This window comes from Streptomyces sp. CC53, from assembly GCF_001865245.1.
Lineage (GTDB): Bacteria > Actinomycetota > Actinomycetes > Streptomycetales > Streptomycetaceae > Streptomyces.
The window spans coordinates 1-20,262 of the sequence record NZ_MKXB01000007.1 but is presented as its reverse complement, the minus strand read 5'-3'; the positions used below and the strand labels follow the sequence as shown (position 1 = coordinate 20,262).

Sequence of the window (20,262 nt, the reverse complement as noted above, 5' to 3'; positions counted from 1 at the left end):
GCGGCCACACACCACCAGAAGCCGAACCACCGTCACAGAAAACGCCGTTGCAGTACTAGGCCCCGCCGGCGCGGCCGGATCCGCCTCCGGGCCGATACCCGGGGGCGGGCGGCGGCCCTAGGGTCCCAGGCATGGACACCAAGGGCACAGGCGACGACACGACCGGCATCCTCGACGAAGCGCTGGAGCGACTGCACGCGTCCGGCCCCGAGCGGGACGAACGGCTCTCGAACCACGCCCCCATGACCGTCGAAGCGCTGGTGCGGCACGGCCACGCACCGCGGGTCCACCGCTGGCTGGACGCCTACCGGGACCGGCTGGAGGAGATGCCGGCACCGCGCCGCCCCATCACGGCCGGCACCTGGCGGGAGGCGCTCGGCGACCCCGCGCGGATCGCGGACTGGACGCGCTTCTTCGAGAAGGAGACCGCGGAGCGGCCCTGGCGGGACGTCCTCGCGGAGTGGTGGCCGCGGCTGCTGCCCGGGATCGCGGGCGGCGCCACCCACCCGGTGATCCGGGTCGGGCACGCGGTACGGACCCTGCTGGCCGGGGACCTGACCCGGCCCCGCCGCACCGAGCTCGCGCACGCGCTCGGCTACTGGGCGGCACGCCACGCCCCGCTGCCCCCGCTCGGGACGCTGGAGGCCGCGCCGACCGCGGCCGCCGCACTGGACGCCGTGCCGCCGGCAGCGGTCCAGGACGGTGGGATCCGGGACCGGCTCGCCCGGCTCACGGCGTTCCCGCGGTGGGGTTCTGCGGCGGGGCCCGCTGAGGCACGCGACCGGCTCGCGGAGCTGGTCAGGGCCGCCACGCACCGGTACGCGGCCCACGCGCACGGTTCGCCGGTCATGCTGGTCCACGCGGCGACCGCGCCGAACGCCGTGCTGCGCACCCTGCCGGCGCTGCCGCGGGACCTGTGGGTGCCCAGCCTGGGCGCCGCGTGGGCGGCGTCCGCCGCAGTCACGGCGGCGTACCGGCCGCCGGAGCCCGCCCGGTACGCGACGGTCCCGGTGCACGCCGGAGAGGTGCTGGAGCGGGCGGCCGTCCACGGCGACGAGCACGTGATCAAGTTCGCCGACACCGCGCTGGACGTCGGCGACGCCACCGCGCTGGCCGCCGCGGCCCGGGCGGTCGAGCTCATCGACCCCTTGGAGGCGTGAGCCCGGCGGCCGACCGGGAGGACGGCGGCAGCCGGACGGCGGCTCAGCCGAACTGCACCGAGCGCTTCGCCATGCCCATCCAGAACCCGTCGATCACGCTGCGGGCCGAGCCCAGTTCGCCCGTGGCGTCCGCCGCGCCCAGCGCCACGAACAGCGGCGCGAAGTGTTCCGTGCGGGGGTGGGCGAGCCGTCCGGCCGGGGACTTCCGTTCGAAGTCGAGGAGCGCGTCCACGTCACCGGACGCGAGCGCCCTGCGGCCCCAGTCGTCGAACTCGGACGACCAGCCCGGCACTCCGCCGGCATGGCGCAGCGCGGCGAGGTTGTGGGTGAAGAAGCCGCTGCCGACGATGAGCACGCCCTCGTCGCGCAGCGGCGCCAGCCTGCGGCCGACGTCCATGAGCCTGCGCGGGTCGAGGGTGGGCAGGGAGACCTGGAGCACCGGCACGTCGGCGTCCGGGTACATCTCGACGAGCGGCACGTACGCCCCGTGGTCCAGGCCGCGGTCGGGGACGTCCTGCACGGGCGTGCCGGGGGCGCGCAGCAGCTTGCGGACGGCGTCGGCCAGTCCGGGGGCGCCGGGCGCGGCGTACCGGACGCGGTAGTAGTGCTCGGGGAATCCCCAGAAGTCGTGGACGAGGGGGACGGTCCTGGTGGCGCCGAGGGCCAGGGGGGCCTCCTCCCAGTGGGCGGAGACCATCAGGATCGCGGCCGGCCGCGGGAGGGCGGCGGACCAGGCGGCGAGCTCACCGGGCCAGACGGGGTCGTCGGCCAGCGGCGGGGCGCCGTGCGAGAGGTAGAGCGCCGGCAGGCGCCCCTCGGTGGTGCGGGTGTCGTTCATGGCGCATCCAGAAACGTGAAGTTTCAAGCTCTTGCCCGGCCAGGGTAGCTCCTTTTAGTTGAAGCTTCAAGAAGAAGTAGGGTGGGCGCATGAACGCTGCATCCGCCGACCGCGAGGGCGGTGCCGAGCCGCGCTGGCTGACCGACCGCGAGCAGGACATCTGGCGCGCGTACCGGCATGCCACCACCCTGCTGGAGGACCACCTCGACCGCCAGCTCCAGCGCGACGCCGGAATGCCGCACATCTACTACGGGCTGCTGGTCCAGCTCTCCCAGGCCCCGCGTCGGCGCATGCGGATGACGCAGCTCGCCAAGGACGCCAAGATCACCCGCTCGCGCCTGTCCCACGCGATCGCCCGCCTGGAGAAGAACGGCTGGGTCCGCCGCGAGGACTGCCCCTCCGACAAGCGCGGCCAGAACGCGTACCTGACGGACGAGGGGTACGAGGTGCTCAAGCGCAGCGCACCCGGGCACGTCACCGCCGTCCGACAAGCCGTCTTCGATCGGCTCACCCCCGAGCAGACCGAACAGCTCGGCACGATCATGCGCGCGATGGCCGAAGGACTCCAGCAGTCCGACGCCAACGCGGACCTGCCCTGGCTCCGCTGAGACCACGGCGGGCACACGGCCGGGAGCAACGCCGGTACGCGCCCCACACGCCCCGCCCGCCGAGGCGCCCCCCGGAGCCCCGCAGGCCGCAGCGTGCCGCACGCGGGGACCACCGCGCCACCCCGGGGGCCGGCCGCGGGCACTGCGCCGCACGCGGTTCCCGGCGGGGACGGCGAGGAGGTGGGGTCGGGGAGAGAACCGCCGAACGTCAGGCCGACGACACGTCACCGCCCGCGATGGCGCCGCTCGGGCCACAGTACGACCCGCGTCACCCGATCGTGGAAGGTCCCACGATCGGGCCACCCGGCGCGCGCCCGCACACCGCCCGGCAGAGGCTGAGCCCACCGAGCGCAGCCCGGAACCGGCCGGCTGCCGCCGAGCCAAGGGCGTGTGGGCATGCAGCAGCAGACCCGCCGGCGACGGCGAATACGAGGCAGACGGCAGGGCCCGCACGGCGGTCCGCCCCCGGGTCTGGAGGAGGGACGCGGGACGCGCGGCATACGCCGCTCGGCCGCTCTCGGCACCGCCGCCACGCTGGCCATCGCCGCCCTCGCCTCCGGCAGTGTCGGCCTCGGCGGCCCGGTGCCCGCCACCGCGGGGCCCGCCGCCGACACCGAGGCCGCCGCCACGGCGGGACCCGGCCCCCGGGCCGACGCGCAGTCCCTCGCACCGTGCCGGATCAGGACGACGTCCGGCGTGCAGATGTCCGAGGGCCTGCCCACGCCTCCCGGCTACACCCGCTCGACCGGTGTCGTCCGGGCCCTCACCCTGATGATCGACTTCCCGGACGCCCCCGGTGAGGGCCTCGCCATGAGGCGGTACGCGGAGTTCTTCCCGCAGACCTCGGACTGGTTCCGCACCAGCTCGTACGGCCGGCTGCACTACGTGCCCGAGACGCCCGTGCCGGACTGGCTGCGGATGCCACGCCCCTTCCGCGCGTACGGGATCGCACGCGGCGCGCCCTACGAGCCGGGTTACCGGCAGCTCGTCGAGGACATCGTGGCCGCGTCCGACGACCGGGTGGACTTCAGTGCGTACGACCTGGTGAACGTGCTCGTCACGCCCAACGCGGGCCCTTCGGCGCTGGACACGGTGCTGTCGGTGACCTTCTCCGGCAACGGCGACGCGCCGGAGGCGGACGGGGTGGCCCTGGCCAACACGTCGTTCGTGTACAGCCGCCAGGACGACGGCTCGGGCTCGTTCCACGAGACCGGCTACCGCGTGCTGCCCCACGAGAACGGCCACGTCTTCGGGCTGCCCGACCTCTACACCAGCGAAGGCGGCGCCGCGGTCGGGCACTGGGACATCATGTCCGAGGACTGGGGCGCCAACAACGACCTGCTGGGCTGGCACAAGTGGAAGCTCGGCTGGCTCGACCCCGGACAGGTGCGGTGTGCGGCGGCGAGCGGCACCCGCGACTACACGCTCACCCCGCTGGGCCGCAACGACAGAGGCCCGAAGCTGGCGCTCGTCCCGCTCAGCCGCAGCTCCGGGTACGCGGTCGAGGTGCGCACGCCGGAAGGCAACGACGAGGCGGTGTGCGAGCCAGGCGTGCTGATCTACCGGGTGCGGTCCGACGTGGACACCGGGCAGGGGCCGGTCAGGGTCCTCGACAGCGAACCCGACAGCGGCGGCTGCACCCGGCGGCCCAACGTCCACGCGGAGCTGTCCGACGCGCCCTACCGTCCCGGGGAGTCGTTCGTCGACCGGAGGGCAGGAATCCGCATCACGGTGCTGGCGCGCAAGGGCGACGGAACACACCGGGTGCGCGTCACCCGTGAATGAGCCGCGCCGGGGAGCGTCCGTGTGAGCGAGCCCCGTACCGGTAAGCCTCGTCACCCGCAGGCGAGCCGTACCCGGGAGCGTCACCCGTGGGTGAGCCGTACCGGGGAGCGTCACCCGTGGGTGAGCGCCTCCACGACCTCCTTGCGCAGCCGGTCCTTCAGGACCTTGCCGGCCGCGTTGCGGGGCAGCGGCGCATCCCTTACGAGGATGTGCGCGGGCACCTTGAAGGGCGCGAGGCCCGTGCGGAGCCGGTCCCGCAGCGCGTCCGCGGTGACCGCGGGCCCGCAGGCGCCGGATGCCGGGCCGGATGCCGGGCCGGACGCCTCCGGGGAAGGGGCGAGGTCCCCGCCCCTGCCGGGCGCGCCGGACGCCGGGGAGTCGATCGGCTCCGCGGGGCAGCGGTGGGCGGTGGACGCCGTCGGGGTCCGGGGGCGGACCACGGCGGCGACCTCCTCGCCGAGCACCGGGTGCGGGACGCCCAGGACGGCGGCGTCGGCGACGGCGGGGTCCGCGAACAGGGCGGCCTCCACCTCGACGCAGTACACGTTCTCGCCGCCCCGGATGACGACGTCCTTGATCCGGTCGACGACGGACACCCGCCCGTCCTCGCGGACCAGGGCGAGGTCCCCCGTGCGGAACCAGCCGTCGTCGGTGAACGCGTCGGCGGTGGCCCGCTCGTCCCGCCAGTACCCGCGCACCAGGCTCTGGCCGCGCAGCCACAGCTCGCCGACCTCACCGACCGGCAGGGGCCGCCCGTCGGGTCCGGCGATCCGCGTCTCGGTGACGGGCGTGGGACGGCCCACGCTGTCGGGGCGGCGGCGGTAGGCGTCGCCGTAGTGGGCGAGGACACCGCCGCACGTCTCGGTGAGGCCGTAGCCGTTGCGCGGCTCGATGCGCTCGCCGTACGCCGCGGTCAGCCGCCGCACGAGGGAGGGCGGTGCGGGGGCCCCTCCGGTGTTGAGGTTGGTGAGGCTCGGGAGGCGGTGCCCGCGGGCTTCCGCCGCGTCGAGGAGTTGGAGCGCGGTGGCCGGGACGCCCGCGTAGTGGGTCGCCCCGTACCGGTCGATGAGGTCGAGGGCCGTGTCGGCGTCCCACTTGCGCATCATCACCAGGGTGCCGCCGGCCGCCATGATCCCGTAGAGGGAGGTGAAGGCGGCGGCGTGGAAGAACGGGAACGTCGTCAGCGACACGGGAACGCGGCCCCGGCCCGGGTGGCCGCCTCGTTCCAGGGCGGCGGCAGCGGCCTGGAACCGCGGGTTGACCGCCGCCGCGGCCTGGGCCAGGTGCGTGGCGACGGCGCCCTTCGGGCGGCCGGTGGTGCCCGAGGTGTACGTGATCGTGGCGTCGTCCGCGGGCCGCACGACCACCCGGGGCGCGCCGGCCGAGAGCCCGGCGATCCCGCCGTCGAACCCCTCCGGCCCCGACGCCCCCGCGCCGGACCCCTCCGGCCCGTAGGCCCCGAGCCTGTGTCCCTCCGACCCGTACCCCTCTTCTCCGCGCGTCTCCGAGCCCTGCCTCTCCGAGTCGTGCGTCTCCGAGCCCTGCGTCTCCAGGCCGTGCGTCTCCGAGCTCTGCGTCTCCCAGCCGTGCGTCTCCGAGCCCTGCGTCCCCAGGCCGAGGGTGTCGGAGCGGAGCGTGTCGAAGCCGGGCTGCGGGTCCCCGTGGAAGACGATCCCGGGCACCCCCCGGCTCCGTGCCCACGGGGCGAGCCGCTCGGCCCGTTCACCGTCGACGAGCAGGATCCCCGGCGCGCAGTCGTCAAGGGCGTACGCGCACTCCGCCGCCGTCCACCAGGCGTTCAGCGGCACGGCGACGAGTCCGGCGAGCTGCGCCGCCCAGAACGCGACCTGCCACTCGGGGCGATTGCGTCCGGCGATCACCGCCCGGTCCCCCGGTCGCAGCCCGTACGCGCCGGACAGCCGGCGCGCCAGCCCCGCGGCCGCCGCCTGGAACGCGGCGTAGCTGTACGTCGTCCCGTCCTCGGCGACCAGAAAGGTCCTCGTACCGAAACCGCGGGTGGCTTCCAGGACCTCGATCAGCGTGCGGGGGCCGTGCACGTACCGCAGCCGCCCGTCCTCTCCCCGCACGGTGGCGAACGGCGCCCCGGGGGCGCTCAGCGCCGCGACGTCCCCGTCGGCACGGGTCTCGGCTGCGGGAGCCACGCACCCGGGGGCGGCGTGCGCCCGGTTCGCGGGGGAGGAGACGGGCGGCTCGGCGGGGGCGGGCTGGTCCGGGCGGTGGTACGACACGCTCGGAAGCTACCGCAGACGCCGATGCGTGACCGTGGCCGCCGTCACCCCCCTCCCTCCCCTCCCCCTCCCCCTACCCCTCCTTCCCTCTCCCTTCTGGCCCTCAGGCCGTCTCCCGTCGGCTGACCCTCACGCCCCCGCACCCGGTTCGCCTGTCGGGCTCACGTGCCCCAGTCCCGGACCGCCCCGGCCACCGCCGTACGGCTGTCAGTCGGCGGCCCAGGCTATGTAGCCGTCAGGCCGTACCAGCAGGGTCGTGCTCCGGTCAGGGCGGGCCCAGGTGGCGTGGACGACATTCCCGGCCACGGCGGAGGCGGGGGCGGATCGTGTGGTGGCCGCGGCGGAGCCCCGGGGGCGCACCAGGACGAAGGTGCCCTGCCTGAGGAGCTCGTACAGGCGCCCCTCCTCCAGTGCCAGGTCGGGCGCGCGCCGTCCCGTGAGGCGGTGGGAGCCGCGGGTGGCGTGGTAGCGGATGCCGACGCCCGAGATCTGGCCGACGATCTTGTCCGACACGGGCCGGGCCGCGCCGAGCAGGCCGGTGACCGCGGCGCGCAGGGCGCGCCGCGCCGGGGTGTCCGCCATGGCGAGGCGCAGGATGCCGCCGCTGCTGCGCAGCACGGCCTTGCCGACCGGGTGGCGTTCCGCGTGGTAGCTGTCCAGCAGTGCCTCGGCGTCCGGGGCGTGGCCGTGCAGTACGGCTGCCAGCTTCCACGAGAGGTTGGCGGCGTCCTGCAGTCCTGTGTTCATGCCCTGGCCACCCGCGGGCGAGTGGACGTGGGCGGCGTCGCCCGCCAGGAAGACCCGGCCGCTGCGGTATGCCGGCGTCTGCCGTTCGTCGCTGTGGAACCGGGAGACCCAGCGCGGGTCGTGCATGCCGTAGTCCGTGCCGTGGGCCCGGCGCACGATGCCGCGGACCTCCTCCAGGCCGACCGGTTCGGTGTCGGGCACCTCGTGGTCCCGGTCCCAGCCCATCACCCGGTACCAGCCGTCGCCGAAGGGCGCCACGAACGCGAAGGCCCCGTCCGCGGCGTCCACGGCGACGAGGTCGTCGGGTCTCCGGGTGAACCGCACGTCGGCGAGGACCATCGAGCGGATCACCGCTCCGCCGGGGAAGGGGAGCCCGAGGAGCTCCCGCACGGTGCTGCGCAGCCCGTCCGTCCCCACGAGGTACCGGGCACGCAGCGTGGTCGTGCCGCCGCCGGGGGTGTCGAGCCGTGCCGTGACCCCCTCGGCGTCCTGACGCAGCCCGCGCAGGGCGGTCTCGAAGCGGAACTCGACGCCGGCTTCCGCGGCCCGCCGCCGCAGCACGCGTTCGACCTCGTACTGGGGCGTGACGAGCAGGTACGGGAAGCGGGACCGCAGCCCGGAGAAGTCGAGCCGGGCGCGCCCGAACAGGCGCAGCCGGGTGAGGCGGCTGCCCGTCTCCAGCAGTTCGTCGGCGACTCCTCGGGCGTCGAGCACTTCGAGGGTGCGGGCGTGGACGCCGAAGGCGCGCGTGAGGTTGCCGGTGTCGGCGGGCCGGCGCTCGACGAGCGCGACCCGCAGGCCGGCCGCGGCGAGGTCTCCGGCGAGCAGCAGTCCCGTCGGGCCTGCGCCCACGACGGCGACGTCCGCCTCTGCGGCACCGTCGCTCCCGCCCGTCCCGTCCCGCGGATCGGTGTCCGCGCCTGTGCCTGTGCCCGCGCCCGTGTGCAGCGTCCGGTTCATGCCGCCCTCCCTCTGACAGACGAACGTCAACGGACGTTGGCCAACGCTTGTTGGTCAACGCTTGTTGGCAAGTCTGCTCCCGTGAAGGCTGGCCTGTCAACACCCGTTGGCCTACATTCGTTGGCATGACGACGGAAGTCCCCGCCACCCCGTCACAGGGGTCCCCCGACACCACGGCACCGGGCGGCACACCGCAGGACCCACCGCCCGCCGACGCCGGCCGGCCCGGCACCCCCGGCGGCGCACCCGACGGCACCGGTCGGACCGACACGGCACCCGCGGCCTCCGGCCGGGCCGCCCGCGACCACGGGCCCCGAGACCACGGCCACACCGGCCCCGAGGCCCCGCGCCGCTCGGACGCCACACGCGCCGCGATCCTCGAAGCCGCCCGGGAGCGCTTCGCCGCCGACGGCTACGAGCGCGCCACCATCCGGGCCATCGCCCGCGACGCGGGCATCGACCCGTCGATGGTGATGCGCTACTACGGCAACAAGGAGGGGCTCTTCACCGCCGCGTCCGAGATCGACCTGCGCCTGCCGCGGCTGGGCGCGCTGCCCACCCAGCACGTGGGAGCGGCCCTCGTCGGCCACTTCCTCGACCGCTGGGAGGCCGACGACGTCCTCACCGCGGTGCTCCGCGGCGGCATCACCAACCCGGCGGGCGCGGAACGCATGCACGCGATCTTCCGGGAGCAGCTCGGCCCGCTGGTCACGGGCCTGTGCCCCGACCCGGCCGAGGCTCCCCGGCGCGCCGCGCTCGTCGCCTCGCAGATCCTCGGCATGGCTCTCGTCCGCTACGTCGTGAAGCTCCCGCCCGCCTCCGACCTGACACGGGACGAGGTCGTCGCCTGGCTCGCCCCGACCGTGCAGCGCTACCTCACCGCCGAGCGGCCGTAGGGAACCCACAGCCGCAGGACCCGGCGGCCACGGCAACCGGAACGGAACAAACCAATTTCCCGGTTTTCCATCCGTCTTCGAGCGGCGTGGCCCACTGTGGCACGGTGACAGAAGATCGGCCGTGCCCCGGCGCAGCGTCCGTGGCACCGGCCCGTCAGGGAGTCGAGCCCGGGGGGTCCAGGACCGTGGAGCAACGGCTGCCGAGCGCCGCGGCGCAGCGCGTGGAGACACGGCGCGCCGAGGCGTTCGCCACGTACGTACTGCCCGAGGTGGAGGTGCTGCTGAGGGTCGCGATGACGCTGACCTCCCAGCAGGCCGACGCCGAGGACCTGGTCCAGGAGACCCTGCTGCGCGCCTACAAGGCGGTGGACCGGTTCGACGGCCGGCATCCGCGTGCCTGGCTGCTGACCATCATGCGGCGGGCCGAGATCAACCGGCACCGGCGCCGAAGACCGCACCTGCTGGACCGGGACGGCGACTTGGAGCGCCTGACGGCGGCATCGGGGGACACCGAGCCGTCGCCGGAGTCCCTGGTGGTCGGCGACCTGTTCGACGAGGTCGTGGACGCGGCGCTGGAGGCCCTGCCGCCGGCGCACCAGCAGGTCTTACGGCTCGTCGACATCGACGGGCTGTCCTACGCGGAGGCCGCCCGGCTGCTGGGCGTGCCGGAGGGGACCGTGATGAGCAGGCTGCACCGGGCACGCAAGCGGATCCGCGTCCGTCTGGCGGCCGCCGGGCTCGTACCGGGCCGGGGCGGGCGGTGAGGTCCGGGCGCACCGTACGGGCGCTGCGGACGGTACGGACGCTGCTGCGGCGCGCCGGACCCGACCGGCCGGTGGACTGCGCGCAGGTCGGCCGGGTGCTGCAGGCCCACCTGGACGGGGAGACCGGCGGGGCCACCGCGCAGCGCGTGGCCGCGCACCTGGAGCAGTGCCGCCACTGCGGCCTGGAGGCACGGACGTACCGGGCGATCAAAGGGGCCCTGGCCCGGCGTCGGGAGCCCGACCCGGACGCGATGCGACGCCTGCGTGGCTTCGGGGAGTCACTGCTGCGACCTGACGGGGACCAGGCCGAGCCACTCCCCTGAGGCGGGCCTTCGAGGGCCGAGCCGCGCAGGGAGGACATCGAAGATGCGCGCCCCCTCCACCAGGGCGGCGAACCGACGGACCCGGCGACCGCCCCAGAGCGCGCCACGGCCCGGGCTGCCGCCCCGCTCGCCACCCGGACACAGCCTGCACCTCCGCCCCGCTCCGCCGGCACACCGGTCAGGCCGGGCGGAATGGGCGGAATGGGTGACATGGCGAGCGGGTTTCCCTCGCATGAAGACGCTGCCTCGCCGGCGGACTCCCGGCATATGGTCCGAGTGCCGTGAAAAGCTGCGCCACGTGCGGCTGCGGAGATCGGTGGGGCCGTACGCGGACGGGGAACTCACGGGCGCCGCACGGGCGCGGGTCGCCGCACACATCTCCCGCTGCTGGGTGTGCAGCGGCACCCTGCAGACCCTGCGCCTCGTCAAGTCCTCGCTGCGGCGCGGCCCGCAGCGCGCACCCGCCTCCCTCGCCGCCGCCCGCCTCCACCGCTACGCACACCGGCTGGCCGGGGCTGCACCCGAGTCGCCCGCGGACGGCGGCACCGCCGCTCCCGGCGGGAACCGCCCGCCGCCCGACCACCCGCCGGCCCCCTGAACCCCCCGCGGCGCCGGCCCCGGACGACGCCGCGCGGAAGACCGGCCGAGAGTGAAGGACGGGAGGGCGGGAGGGCGGGAGGACAGGAGGACGGGGGCCTCGGGGTCCGGTCGGTCCGACCTCTATCCGTCTGACACGCCCCTTTCCTCCGGTGCGCCGCGTGAGACTGGTGCGCCTGTCGTGTCGGGGGAGTTCAGGGGGTCCGGCCAGTCACGTGCATCCAGCGGCAGTCGTGATCCTGGTGGGTTGCTGAGCTTGATGCGCCCGGGGGCCGGGAGATCCGGGGGAGCCGGGGGATCCGGGGGCGGAGGTCAGCAGCAGGCGGCGGCGCCTTGCCCCGCCGTTGAAGAGGTGCCGGCCGCTGTCGCGGGCCCGCAGGGGAACGGGCCGAAATGAGCGGACTTGTCCCCCGTCACCGTGAAGTGGGGCGCGTAGCGGGTCCCGGCGAGCATGTCCGCCGTGTTGCCGCACACCAGCAGGGGCTTCCCCGTCGGGAAGTGGTGGTGGTCGTCGAGGTCGAAGGCGTGCGGGTGCTGCGGCAGGGTTCCGCGGTAGACCGCCACCTGCCCGTAGTCCTCGCACAGGTCCTCCAGCGGCAGCTTGAAGGCGCGCACCGTGCGGGAGGTGAACGTGGCGAAGCCGATCTCCCGCGCCACCTCGGGGTCGGTCAGCTCCACGGGGGACTCCGCCACCGTGCGGGCGTCCGCGCAGCCCGCGCCGGCCAGCACGCGCCGGAAGTCCTCGGTGTAGAGCGCCCCGGCGAGGCACTCCCCCACCAGCACCGGGTTGTCCAGCAGGCCGGCGGGCAGGCGACGGTCGGCGAAGATGTCGGAGACGTACATCTCGCCGCCCTCCCTGAGCACCCGGAAGATCTCGGTGAGGACCCGCGGCTTGTCCGGGGACAGGTTGAGGACGCAGTTGGAGACGACCAGGTCCACGGACCCGTCCTCGACGCCCGCGGCGGCGAGGTCCTCGATGTAGCCCTGGCGGAACTCCACGTTCGCGTAGCCGAACTCCTTCGCGTGCCAGTCGGCGTGGCGGCGGGCCACGGCCAGCTGCTCGTCCGTCATGTCGACGCCGATCACCCGGCCGGTCGGGCCGACCAGCTGGGCCAGCACGTAGACATCGCGGCCGCTGCCACAGCCCAGGTCCAGGACCGTGGCGCCCTCCAGTGCCGGGGGGATCGGCGAGCCGCAGCCGTAGTAGCGGTCCTTGACCTCCTCGTGCACCCGGTCCAGGGCGGCGGCGACGTGCGGCGGCGGAGCGGTCGCCGTGCAGCAGGCCGTGGTCTTCAGGTCGGCGGAGGAGGCCAGCACCTTGCCGTAGTAGTCCTTGACGGCCTCTGCCACGTGCGAACTCCCGGCCTGCTGGGGCTGCTGGGGCAGGTCCGGCTGCTGGGTCACTTCGGTCGTCATGCCTCTTCCTCACGTCGTCGGTCGCCCGCGCCCGTGCGCACCGGGAGGGCTGTGCCTCGGGAACCCGGCGACCCACCATCCCCCTTCCCGGTCTCCGCCAATCCGCTCGCCGCCCAGGTCTCCCGGTCCCCACCGTTCCGGCTCCCGCCACCCAGGTCTCCCGGTCCCCACCGTTCCGGTATCGGCCCCGCCCGTCTCCCCCTCTCCGCCTTCCCGGTCGCGGTCCCGTACTGCCCCGCAGGCTCACCGGCCCCTCCGAGCCCCGGCATGGCCGGGCCACGCTCCTGCGCGTGATCGCGATGCTCCGCGCGGGCGCCCCGCCGCACGGGGCTCCGACCAGGAAGCCGATCGAGGTGCCTGGTCGTCGCGGCCGGGGTCGTGGAGGGACGATGGCCGGGCTGTCCGAGGACGCGCGTGTCGTCGACGCCGGTGTCTCGGTGCTGACACAGGCAGTGAAGACCTGACGTTCACTTCCCCCTCGTCTGCGTGCCGCACTGGTGCGGCGCCGCACACGAGTCCTCGGGCGGTCGGACACCGCGGTGCCGCGTGCTCTCAGGGAGGTGTGGTCAACGCTGCTTCTTCTCGGTGGCCTTCACTCTGCCGCCCTTGCCCGTGCTGCCGTAGCGGCGGGCCGCCCACCCTCCACCGACGCTCAGCACCACCAGGGCGCCCAGGGCCGGCCACAGCAGCGGGGAGCCGGGCTGCCGCAGGGCGCCGCCCAGGCCGACCAGCGTGAGGGTGCCCGGCACGATGCCGAGCGCGGTGGCCGTCACGAACGGCAGGAAGCGCACTCCTGACACCCCCGCGCCATAGTTGACGAGGTTGAAGGGGAACAGGGGCACGAGCCGCATGACGAGCACCGCCAGGAAGCCCCGCCGGGCGAGGAAGGCGTCCAGCCGGGCGAGCCGCCCCGTGCCCGCGTACCGCTCGACGGCCGGGCGTCCCAGTCGGCGGCCGATCCCGAACGACAAGGACGCGCCGAGGGTCGCCCCCACCAGGACCGTGGCCGCGCCGACCGGGACACCGAACAGCGCTCCCGCGGTCGCGGACAGCACCGCGCCGGGAAGCAGCGCGGTCACCGCCAGGGCGTAGCAGAGGGCGAAGACGAGCGGGGCCCAGGCGCCGAGCGCGTCCACCCGTTCGCCGAAACCGGCCAGCAGCCGGGCGCCGTCCAGGGCGGCCCACGCCGCCAGACCGCCGAGCAGTACGGCCAGCGCCAGCAGCCGCAGCAGGGCGCCCCGTGGCCGCGCCGCCCCGCCGCTCCGGACAGGGCCCGTAGCGGCGTCTTCGGTGACTGCCGCACCCCCGGTGCCCCCGGTGTCGGCAGGACTGGTGTTGCCGGTACCGGTGTCCGTGTCGGCGCTGCCGGTCCCTCCGTCGCTGCCCGTACCGGTGTCCGTGTCGGCGCTGCCGGTCCCTCCGTCGCTGCCCGTGCCGGTGTCCGTGTCGGCGCTGGCGGCGCCCGTGCCGGTGCTGCCGGAGCCGGTGTCCGTGCCGGTGCCAGGGGTCATGCGGGGTCCGTCCTCACGGCTGCGGGTGGCACCGGGCCGGGACGCGGGGCCAGGTGACGGGTGGGGCGGGGGGTGCCGGGCGCGGCCCGGTGACGGCGGCCGGAGGCGGGGCTCCGGTAACGGCGCGCGGGGCCCGGGCCCGCGGGCGGACGGGTCACGGGCCCGCGGGTACGGCGACGACGCGCCGCAGGGGGAGGGCCAGTCGCCGTCCGGGGCGCGCCCAGGCGGCGAGGGCCCGCCCCGCCGACTCCGTGCGCTCCGGCGGTACGTCGGGCAGGTACAGGCCTTCGACCAGGAGCGACACCGCCGCGGGCGTCTCCATCGCGAGGTCGTACACCCGCCGCTCGTCGGACCTGACCGTGAAGCCCGCCTCGCGCAGGACACCGGCCAGCCCGTCGCGGGCCTGCGGGTTCGGCCACGGCTGGCGGACGGTGCGCAGCGCGCCCATCACCCGCGCCCACGCGAGCAGACCGCGGGGGGACAGCCCGGAGCCGGACGGCACCAGCGCGGCCAGCACCCCGCCGGGGCGCAGCACCCGCCGTACCTCACTCAGGACCCGCGGCAGGGGCGTGAGGACCGGGAGGCACATCGCGGCGCACACCGCTCCCGCGGTGGCCGTGCCGAACGGCAGGGCGTCGGCGCCCGCCCGGACCAGCGGGCCCCGGCCGCGCCGGGCGGCCTCCGCGAGTTCTCCCGCGGAGAGGTCCACCCCCACCCAGTCGGCGTCGGCCAGTTCCGCGCGGGTGGGTGCCGAACCGCACGCCAGGTCGAGCACGGGGCCCGGCACGGCCCGCAGGGGCTCGGCCAGCCACGCGTACGGGGACGCTTCGGCCAGTCCGAGCAGCCGCTCGGTGACGCCGGGGTGGGCGTCGTGGTAGGCGCTCACGTACCGGCGCCAGGTGCGCTCGTCCATCGCGACCGCCTCCCTTCCGTCCCTGGCGGCGTCGGGAACCCGGACTCCCTGCCACATGCCGGGTTCCCGACCCGTGCTACCCCGCGCCGGGAACCCGGCCCGTGCGTCCCCTCATTCCCGCCCGGGCCCTCGTTTCTGCCGGGGCTTCCTTCCGCTTCCCGGGGCTTCCTTCCGCCGGGGGCCGCGCCCCGCCGGGGGCGTCGTGGAGGAAGCGCGCGGCGCTCCGGTCGCGCAGGGCCCCCAGCCTTGTCTCCTTCCGCTCCCGCCCCTCCCCTCCCTCCCCTTCGCCCTCTCGCTCGGCAGGAAGGGAAGGCGCCGCGGGGCATGGCGGGTTTCCGACGCAGCAGGGAGCCGGAGAGCAGGACACAGCGTCACGGAACGGGCCCGAGCGGCGGAATGAGGGACAACGACCCATGAGCAGCGCACGCGCGTACGACCTCGTCGTCATCGGCGGCGGCAGCGCCGGCCTCACGGCCGCCCGCACCGCGGGCCGCTTCGGCGCCCGCACCCTGCTCGTGGAGCGGGCCCGGCTGGGCGGCGACTGCCTGTGGACCGGCTGTGTGCCCAGCAAGGCGCTGCTGCACGTGGCCGCCGAGGTGCACGCGGCCCGCGGTGTCGGCCGGTACGGGCTGTCCGCCCCGTCCGGCCCCGCCGACCTGGCCGCCGTGATGCGGGACGTCAGGAGCGCCATCGAGGCCGTCGAACCGCACGACTCCCCCGAGGCCCTGCGGCCGCTCGGCGTGGAGGTGGCGTACGGCCCGGCCGTCTTCACCGGCCCCCGTACGCTCGCGGTCGGCGGGCGGCGGGTCGCCTTCCGGTACGCGCTGGTCGCCACCGGTTCCGCGCCCGCCCTCGCCCCGGTGCCGGGTCTCGCCGAGGCCGCGCCGCTGACCAGTGACTCCGTGTGGGATCTGGACCGGCTGCCGGAGCGGTTGGCGGTGCTCGGCGGCGGCCCCATCGGCTGCGAACTGGCGCAGGCGCTCGGCCGGCTCGGGTCGCGGGTGACGCTCGTCGAGGCGCAGGACCGGCTGCTGCCGCGTGAGGAGCCCGACGCCTCCCGGGTCGTACGGGAACGGCTGGAGGCCGAAGGGGTGACCGTCCTCACCGGGTACCGGGTGGAGAAGGTCACCGACGGCGCCCTGCACGGCCCCGGCGGCGACGTCCTCCCGTACGACGCGGTCCTCGCGGTCACCGGGCGCCGCCCCCGCACCGACGGGCTGGACCTGGCGGCGGCCGGGGTGGAGGTGGACGGGCGCGGCCACGTCCGCGTGGACGACCGGCTGCGCACCACCAACGGGCGGGTCTTCGCGGCGGGCGACGTGACGGGCACGTCGGCGTTCACGCACCTGGGCGGCGTCCAGGGCGGGACCGCCGCCACGAACGCGCTGCTGGGACCGGTGCGCCGGATCGACCGCCGGGCGGTCCCGTGGGTGACGTACACCGACCCGGAGGTGGCGCGCGTCGGGCTGACCGCCGACGAGGCCCGCGCGGCGCACGGCGAGCGGGTGCGGGTCCGCACGCTGCGGCACGACCGCGTGGACCGGGCCGTCGCCGACGGGCGCACCGAGGGCGTCACCACCCTGGTGCTGGACCAGCGGGGCCGGGTCGTCGGCGCGACCGTGGTGGCGCCGCGCGCCGGGGAGACCATCGCGCACCTGGCGACCGCGGTACGGCTCGGCTGGACCGCGTCGCGGTACGCGGGAACCGTCCACCCGTACCCGACGTACGCGGACGGGCCGTGGCACGCCGCGATCCTCGACGTGCACGAGCGGCTGGCCCGGCACGGCCGGGTGATCGGCGGCCTCATCGGGCTGCGGCGGCGGGTGCGCCCGTGACCGCGGTCCCACCGCGCCCGGCGACGGCACTGGTGCGACCCGCCGTCCGGGCGCGTCCGGGCGCGGTCCGCGCGGCGAACGCAGCAGGAACAGGCAAGGCACAAGGGGAGGAACCCACATGCGCATCGGTGTCATCACCGGCTCGGGCAGCTACGCCTGGCCCCACCTGGACGACGCGTCCGACGAGACGGTCCGCACGGAGTACGGCGACGTGCCCGTCACCCGGGGCAGGCTCAAGGGGACCGAGATCGTGCAGCTGTCCCGCCACGGCGCGCAGCACCACCGCCTGTCCCACCAGGTCGACCACAGGGCGAACCTCGCCGCGCTGAGGGCCTGTTCCGTGGACGGAGTGATCTCGCTGACCGTGTGCGGGGCCGCCGACGCGGACGCCGCGCCCGGATCGCTCGTGGTCTTCGACGACCTGTACTTCCCGTCGAACAGGCTGCCCGACGGCTCGCCGTGCACCTGGTTCACGACGCCCGGGGAGGCGGGCCGCGGGCACTGGATCTTCGACCGGCCCTTCAGCGAGCCGCTGCGGCGCGCCCTGCTCGCCGGCGCGGAGGGGCTCGGGGTGCCGGTCGTGGCGGGCGGGGTGTACGGGCACGTCGACGGGCCGCGGTTCAACACGCGCAGCGAGATCGCGGCGCTGGCGGCGGCCGGGGTCACGGCGGTCAGCCAGACCGCGGGCCCGGAGGTCGTCCTGGCGGGGGAGGCGGAACTTCCGCTGGCCCTGGTCGGTTTCGTCACCGACCACGCCAACGGTGTGGCCCCGGAACCGGAGCCGGTGGAGGCGCTGCTGGAGCGCGTGGCCGCGAGCAAGGGCGTCTTCGCGGAGCTCGTCGAGCGGGCGGTGGCCGGGCTGGAGACGGTGGAACCGGCCGGTTTCGTCTACCGGTTCGGGTCATGAGCGGCACGCCACGCGAGGAGACGGGGGCCGGATCGGGGCCCGCGGCCGCGGCCCCGCCGATGACCGTGTCGATCGTCGTCCCGGTGCTGAACGAGGAGGACACGATCGTGGCGGCGCTGACCCGGCTGCGGCGTGACTTCCCGGGCTGCGAGCTCGTCGTGGTCGACGGCGGCTCCACCGACGCGACGGCGCAGCGCGCCGCGCCGCTCGCCGTCCTCGTGCGCAGCGAGCGGGGCCGGGCCCGGCAGATGAACGCCGGAGCCCGCCACTGCGCCGGGGACGTGCTCTGGTTCGTCCACGTCGACACGGAGGTCGCGCCCGCCGCGCTCGACCAGATCCGTACGGTGATGTCCGACCCGCGGGTGATGGGCGGCGGGCTGACCCTGCGCTTCGACCGCCGCAGCCCCGGCCTGGACTACCTCGCGTACACGTCGAACGCGCGCGCCCGCCACCTGCGGCACATCTTCGGCGACCAGGCGATGTTCGTCCGGCGCAGCGTCTTCGACGAGCTCGGCGGCTTCCCGGACCTGGCCATCATGGAGGACCTGGAGATGTCCCGCCGCCTCGACCGGCGCGGGCGGCTGGCCCTGCTGCCCGCCACGTCCACGGCGTCGGCGCGGCGCCTCGTGGCGCACGGCGTCTGGCGGATGACCGTGTTCATGCAGTACCTGAAGGTGCTGTACTTCGCGGGCGTCGACCCCGAGCGGATCGGCCGCCGCTACGCGGCGGGCCCGCCCCGACTCCTGCGGCGCCACCCGCCCCGCCGCCCGGACGGCAGGCCGAACCGGCGCCGCCCGCGCCCCGTGCCGGCGGACCGGCCACGGACCTGACGGCCCCCGGCGCCCTGCCGTCCGGCAGCGTGCCACCGCTCCGACCTGCCGGTCCGGCGGCGTGCCACCCGCGTCCGGGCGCGGGCGCCCGTGAGGAGGCCCGGCTGACGGGCCCCGCCAGCTCCCCGTGGGTCTCGGCTCCCGGGCCTCCGCGCCCACGCCTCCGCCTGCACCGGCGGCCCGACCGCCCCGGCACGGTGCGGCCCGCACCGCACCTCCGCCGGAACCCGCCCCTCCCGTACACCCTTTGGAGACCTTTCATGCGGATCGCAGTATGCGGCGGCCCCTACGGCAACCCGTACGCCCTCCGGGCCTTCGTGGACGACGCCCGCGCCCGCGGTGCCCAGCGCCTCTACTGCCTGGGCGACCTGGGCGGCTTCGGCGCGGAGGTGGACGCCCTGTGGCCGGTCCTCACCGGCGCCGACGTCACCTGTGTGGCGGGCAACTACGACGTGGCCGTCGCGCGCGGCGACACCGACTGCGGGTGCGGCTACCGCGACCCGAAGGACAACGAGTTCGCCCAGCTCATCTACGACCACACCCTGGCCACCACCAGCCGCGACTTCGCCGCGTGGATGGGCTCCCTGCCCACCGAGCGCCGGGAGACCCTCGGCGGGGTCGACGTGCACATGGTGCACGGCTCCACCCTCGCCCTGAACGACTTCTGGTGGGAGTCGCTGCCGGAGGACCAGCACCGGCTGCGCGCGGCGGCCTCCGGCGCCGGCGTCGTCCTGTGCACCCACAGCGGGCTGCCCTGGCAGAAGCAGGTCGACGACACCCTCGTCGTGAACGTGGGGGTGCTCGGCAAACCGGCGAACGACGGCCGGCGGAACGTCTGGTACGCCCTGCTCGACCTCGACCAGGGGCACGCCTCGGCGGAGCTCGTGCCCCTGGAGTACGACTGGCGGGCGCAGGCCGCCTCCATGCGGGCGGCGGGCCTGCCCGAGGTGTTCGTCGAGACCATCGAGACCGGCTGGTGGACCACCTGCCTGGAGGTGCTGCCGCCTGCGGAGCGCGCCCGCGGCCGCTACCACCTCTACCGCTCCACCCTGCCCACCGGCTTCCGGCCCGCCGACGACGGCTGGGGCGCCGCGCCGGGGGCGGACCCGGCGGACGACCGACCGGTCGTGCCGCTCTTCGGCAGCGCGTACTTCCCGTCCCGGCTGTGGCTGTACACCAACTTCCACTGCAACCTGGCCTGCGACTACTGCGCCGTCGCCTCGTCGCCGAAGGCGGCGCCCCGCACCCTGGCGGCGGACCGTTTCCGCGCGCTCGTCGACGAGGCGGTCGCCGCCGGCTTCGGCGAGCTGTACGTGACGGGCGGCGAGCCCTTCCTGCACCCGGACATCGTGGCGCTGCTCGACTACGCCTCCGCGCAGCTGCCCACGGTCGTCATGACCAACGCCATGCTGCTGCGCGGCCGCAGGGCGGAGGGGCTCGGCGACCTCGCCGGGCGCAAGCTCACCGTGCAGACCTCCCTGGACGGGGCGACGGCCGCCACCCACGACCGGCACCGCGGCGCGGGCTCCTGGCAGCGCACCGTCGCCGGCATCCGCCACCTGATCGACCTGGGGCTGCCGCCTCGGGTGGCGCTCACCGAGACGCCCGAGAACACCGCGGAGGTCCCCGCGACCGCGGCCCTGCTGGCCGGACTGGGCCTGCCGGAGGACCACTTCGCGGTGCGGCCGCTGCTGCGCCGCGGCTTCGCCGAGACCGGCGTGGAGATCGGCGAGGACACGTCCGTGCCGGAGCTGACGGTGAGCGGGGACGGCCTGCACTGGCACCCCGCGGGCGCCGACAGGGCCACGAGCCCGGACATGCACCTGGCGCCCGCGGGCACGTCGCTGGAGCGGGGGAAGCAGCTCGTCACCGAGCGGTTCTTCGCGGCCCGCCTGGCGGACGGCAGCCTCCCCCGCCCCGTCC

The 20,262-nt window shown here is 75.5% G+C and carries 17 protein-coding genes; 11 read left to right on the top strand and 6 right to left on the bottom strand.

Annotation, left to right across the window (positions count from 1 at the left end; translation table 11 throughout):
- Window positions 1-131 precede the first annotated feature (131 nt).
- The gene (locus BJP40_RS00645; protein WP_071277599.1) at window positions 132-1,160 is read left to right on the top strand and encodes a questin oxidase family protein; all 1,029 of its coding nucleotides are present in this window, start codon (window positions 132-134) and stop codon (window positions 1,158-1,160) included.
- A 43-nt stretch (window positions 1,161-1,203) separates the two neighbouring features.
- On the opposite strand, the gene BJP40_RS00640 is transcribed toward BJP40_RS00645, so the two are convergent.
- Entirely contained in the window at window positions 1,204-1,998 is a 795-nt protein-coding gene (locus tag BJP40_RS00640; protein ID WP_071277597.1) for a dioxygenase, read from the bottom strand.
- Between the two features lie 89 nt (window positions 1,999-2,087).
- Here BJP40_RS00640 and BJP40_RS00635 point away from each other — a divergent pair, with 89 nt between their 5' ends.
- Complete coding sequence (locus BJP40_RS00635) at window positions 2,088-2,606, top strand: MarR family winged helix-turn-helix transcriptional regulator (RefSeq protein WP_071268834.1); 519 nt, start codon at window positions 2,088-2,090, stop codon at window positions 2,604-2,606.
- 396 nt (window positions 2,607-3,002) lie between these two features.
- Entirely contained in the window at window positions 3,003-4,391 is a 1,389-nt protein-coding gene (locus BJP40_RS00630) for a M6 family metalloprotease domain-containing protein (RefSeq protein WP_107416661.1), read from the top strand.
- A 110-nt stretch (window positions 4,392-4,501) separates the two neighbouring features.
- Here the strand turns inward: BJP40_RS00630 and BJP40_RS31225 are convergent, their stop codons facing one another.
- Window positions 4,502-6,640, bottom strand: coding sequence for a class I adenylate-forming enzyme family protein (locus tag BJP40_RS31225; protein ID WP_371258578.1), 2,139 nt, complete (start codon window positions 6,638-6,640; stop codon window positions 4,502-4,504).
- Window positions 6,641-6,847: 207 nt separating this feature from the next.
- Window positions 6,848-8,347, bottom strand: a complete 1,500-nt coding sequence (locus BJP40_RS00620; protein WP_071277595.1) for an FAD-dependent oxidoreductase — start codon at window positions 8,345-8,347, stop codon at window positions 6,848-6,850.
- Window positions 8,348-8,721: 374 nt separating this feature from the next.
- Between BJP40_RS00620 and BJP40_RS00615 the strand changes: the two genes are divergently transcribed.
- From BJP40_RS00615 to BJP40_RS00600, 4 genes are all read left to right on the top strand, one after another.
- Complete coding sequence (locus BJP40_RS00615) at window positions 8,722-9,243, top strand: TetR family transcriptional regulator (RefSeq protein WP_071270259.1); 522 nt, start codon at window positions 8,722-8,724, stop codon at window positions 9,241-9,243.
- Between the two features lie 185 nt (window positions 9,244-9,428).
- A complete protein-coding gene (locus BJP40_RS00610) occupies window positions 9,429-10,007 on the top strand; it encodes an RNA polymerase sigma factor (RefSeq protein ID WP_226962605.1) in 579 nt (192 codons plus the stop codon).
- Entirely contained in the window at window positions 10,004-10,330 is a 327-nt protein-coding gene (locus BJP40_RS00605; RefSeq protein WP_226962604.1) for a zf-HC2 domain-containing protein, read from the top strand. The genes BJP40_RS00610 and BJP40_RS00605 overlap by 4 nt, the downstream gene beginning before the upstream one ends.
- Window positions 10,331-10,562: 232 nt before the next feature.
- Window positions 10,563-10,928, top strand: coding sequence for a zf-HC2 domain-containing protein (locus BJP40_RS00600; protein WP_226962603.1), 366 nt, complete (start codon window positions 10,563-10,565; stop codon window positions 10,926-10,928).
- A 311-nt stretch (window positions 10,929-11,239) separates the two neighbouring features.
- On the opposite strand, the gene BJP40_RS00595 is transcribed toward BJP40_RS00600, so the two are convergent.
- The 3 genes from BJP40_RS00595 to BJP40_RS00585 form a co-directional block, all read right to left on the bottom strand.
- Entirely contained in the window at window positions 11,240-12,343 is a 1,104-nt protein-coding gene (locus tag BJP40_RS00595; protein ID WP_079170816.1) for a methyltransferase domain-containing protein, read from the bottom strand.
- Between the two features lie 566 nt (window positions 12,344-12,909).
- Window positions 12,910-13,854, bottom strand: coding sequence for a TVP38/TMEM64 family protein (locus BJP40_RS00590; RefSeq protein ID WP_218153176.1), 945 nt, complete (start codon window positions 13,852-13,854; stop codon window positions 12,910-12,912).
- Between the two features lie 154 nt (window positions 13,855-14,008).
- The gene (locus BJP40_RS00585) at window positions 14,009-14,767 is read right to left on the bottom strand and encodes a class I SAM-dependent methyltransferase (protein WP_071277607.1); all 759 of its coding nucleotides are present in this window, start codon (window positions 14,765-14,767) and stop codon (window positions 14,009-14,011) included.
- Window positions 14,768-15,180: 413 nt separating this feature from the next.
- Here BJP40_RS00585 and BJP40_RS00580 point away from each other — a divergent pair, with 413 nt between their 5' ends.
- The 4 genes from BJP40_RS00580 to BJP40_RS00565 all read left to right on the top strand — a co-directional run.
- A complete protein-coding gene (locus tag BJP40_RS00580; protein WP_071277593.1) occupies window positions 15,181-16,602 on the top strand; it encodes an NAD(P)/FAD-dependent oxidoreductase in 1,422 nt (473 codons plus the stop codon).
- A 118-nt stretch (window positions 16,603-16,720) separates the two neighbouring features.
- Entirely contained in the window at window positions 16,721-17,509 is a 789-nt protein-coding gene (locus tag BJP40_RS00575) for an MTAP family purine nucleoside phosphorylase (RefSeq protein WP_071277591.1), read from the top strand.
- Window positions 17,506-18,339, top strand: a complete 834-nt coding sequence (locus BJP40_RS00570) for a TIGR04283 family arsenosugar biosynthesis glycosyltransferase (protein ID WP_071277589.1) — start codon at window positions 17,506-17,508, stop codon at window positions 18,337-18,339. The genes BJP40_RS00575 and BJP40_RS00570 overlap by 4 nt, the downstream gene beginning before the upstream one ends.
- A gap of 260 nt (window positions 18,340-18,599) precedes the next feature.
- Window positions 18,600-20,262: radical SAM protein (locus BJP40_RS00565; RefSeq protein WP_071277587.1), on the top strand; the 1,663-nt coding region annotated here is incomplete at its 3' end.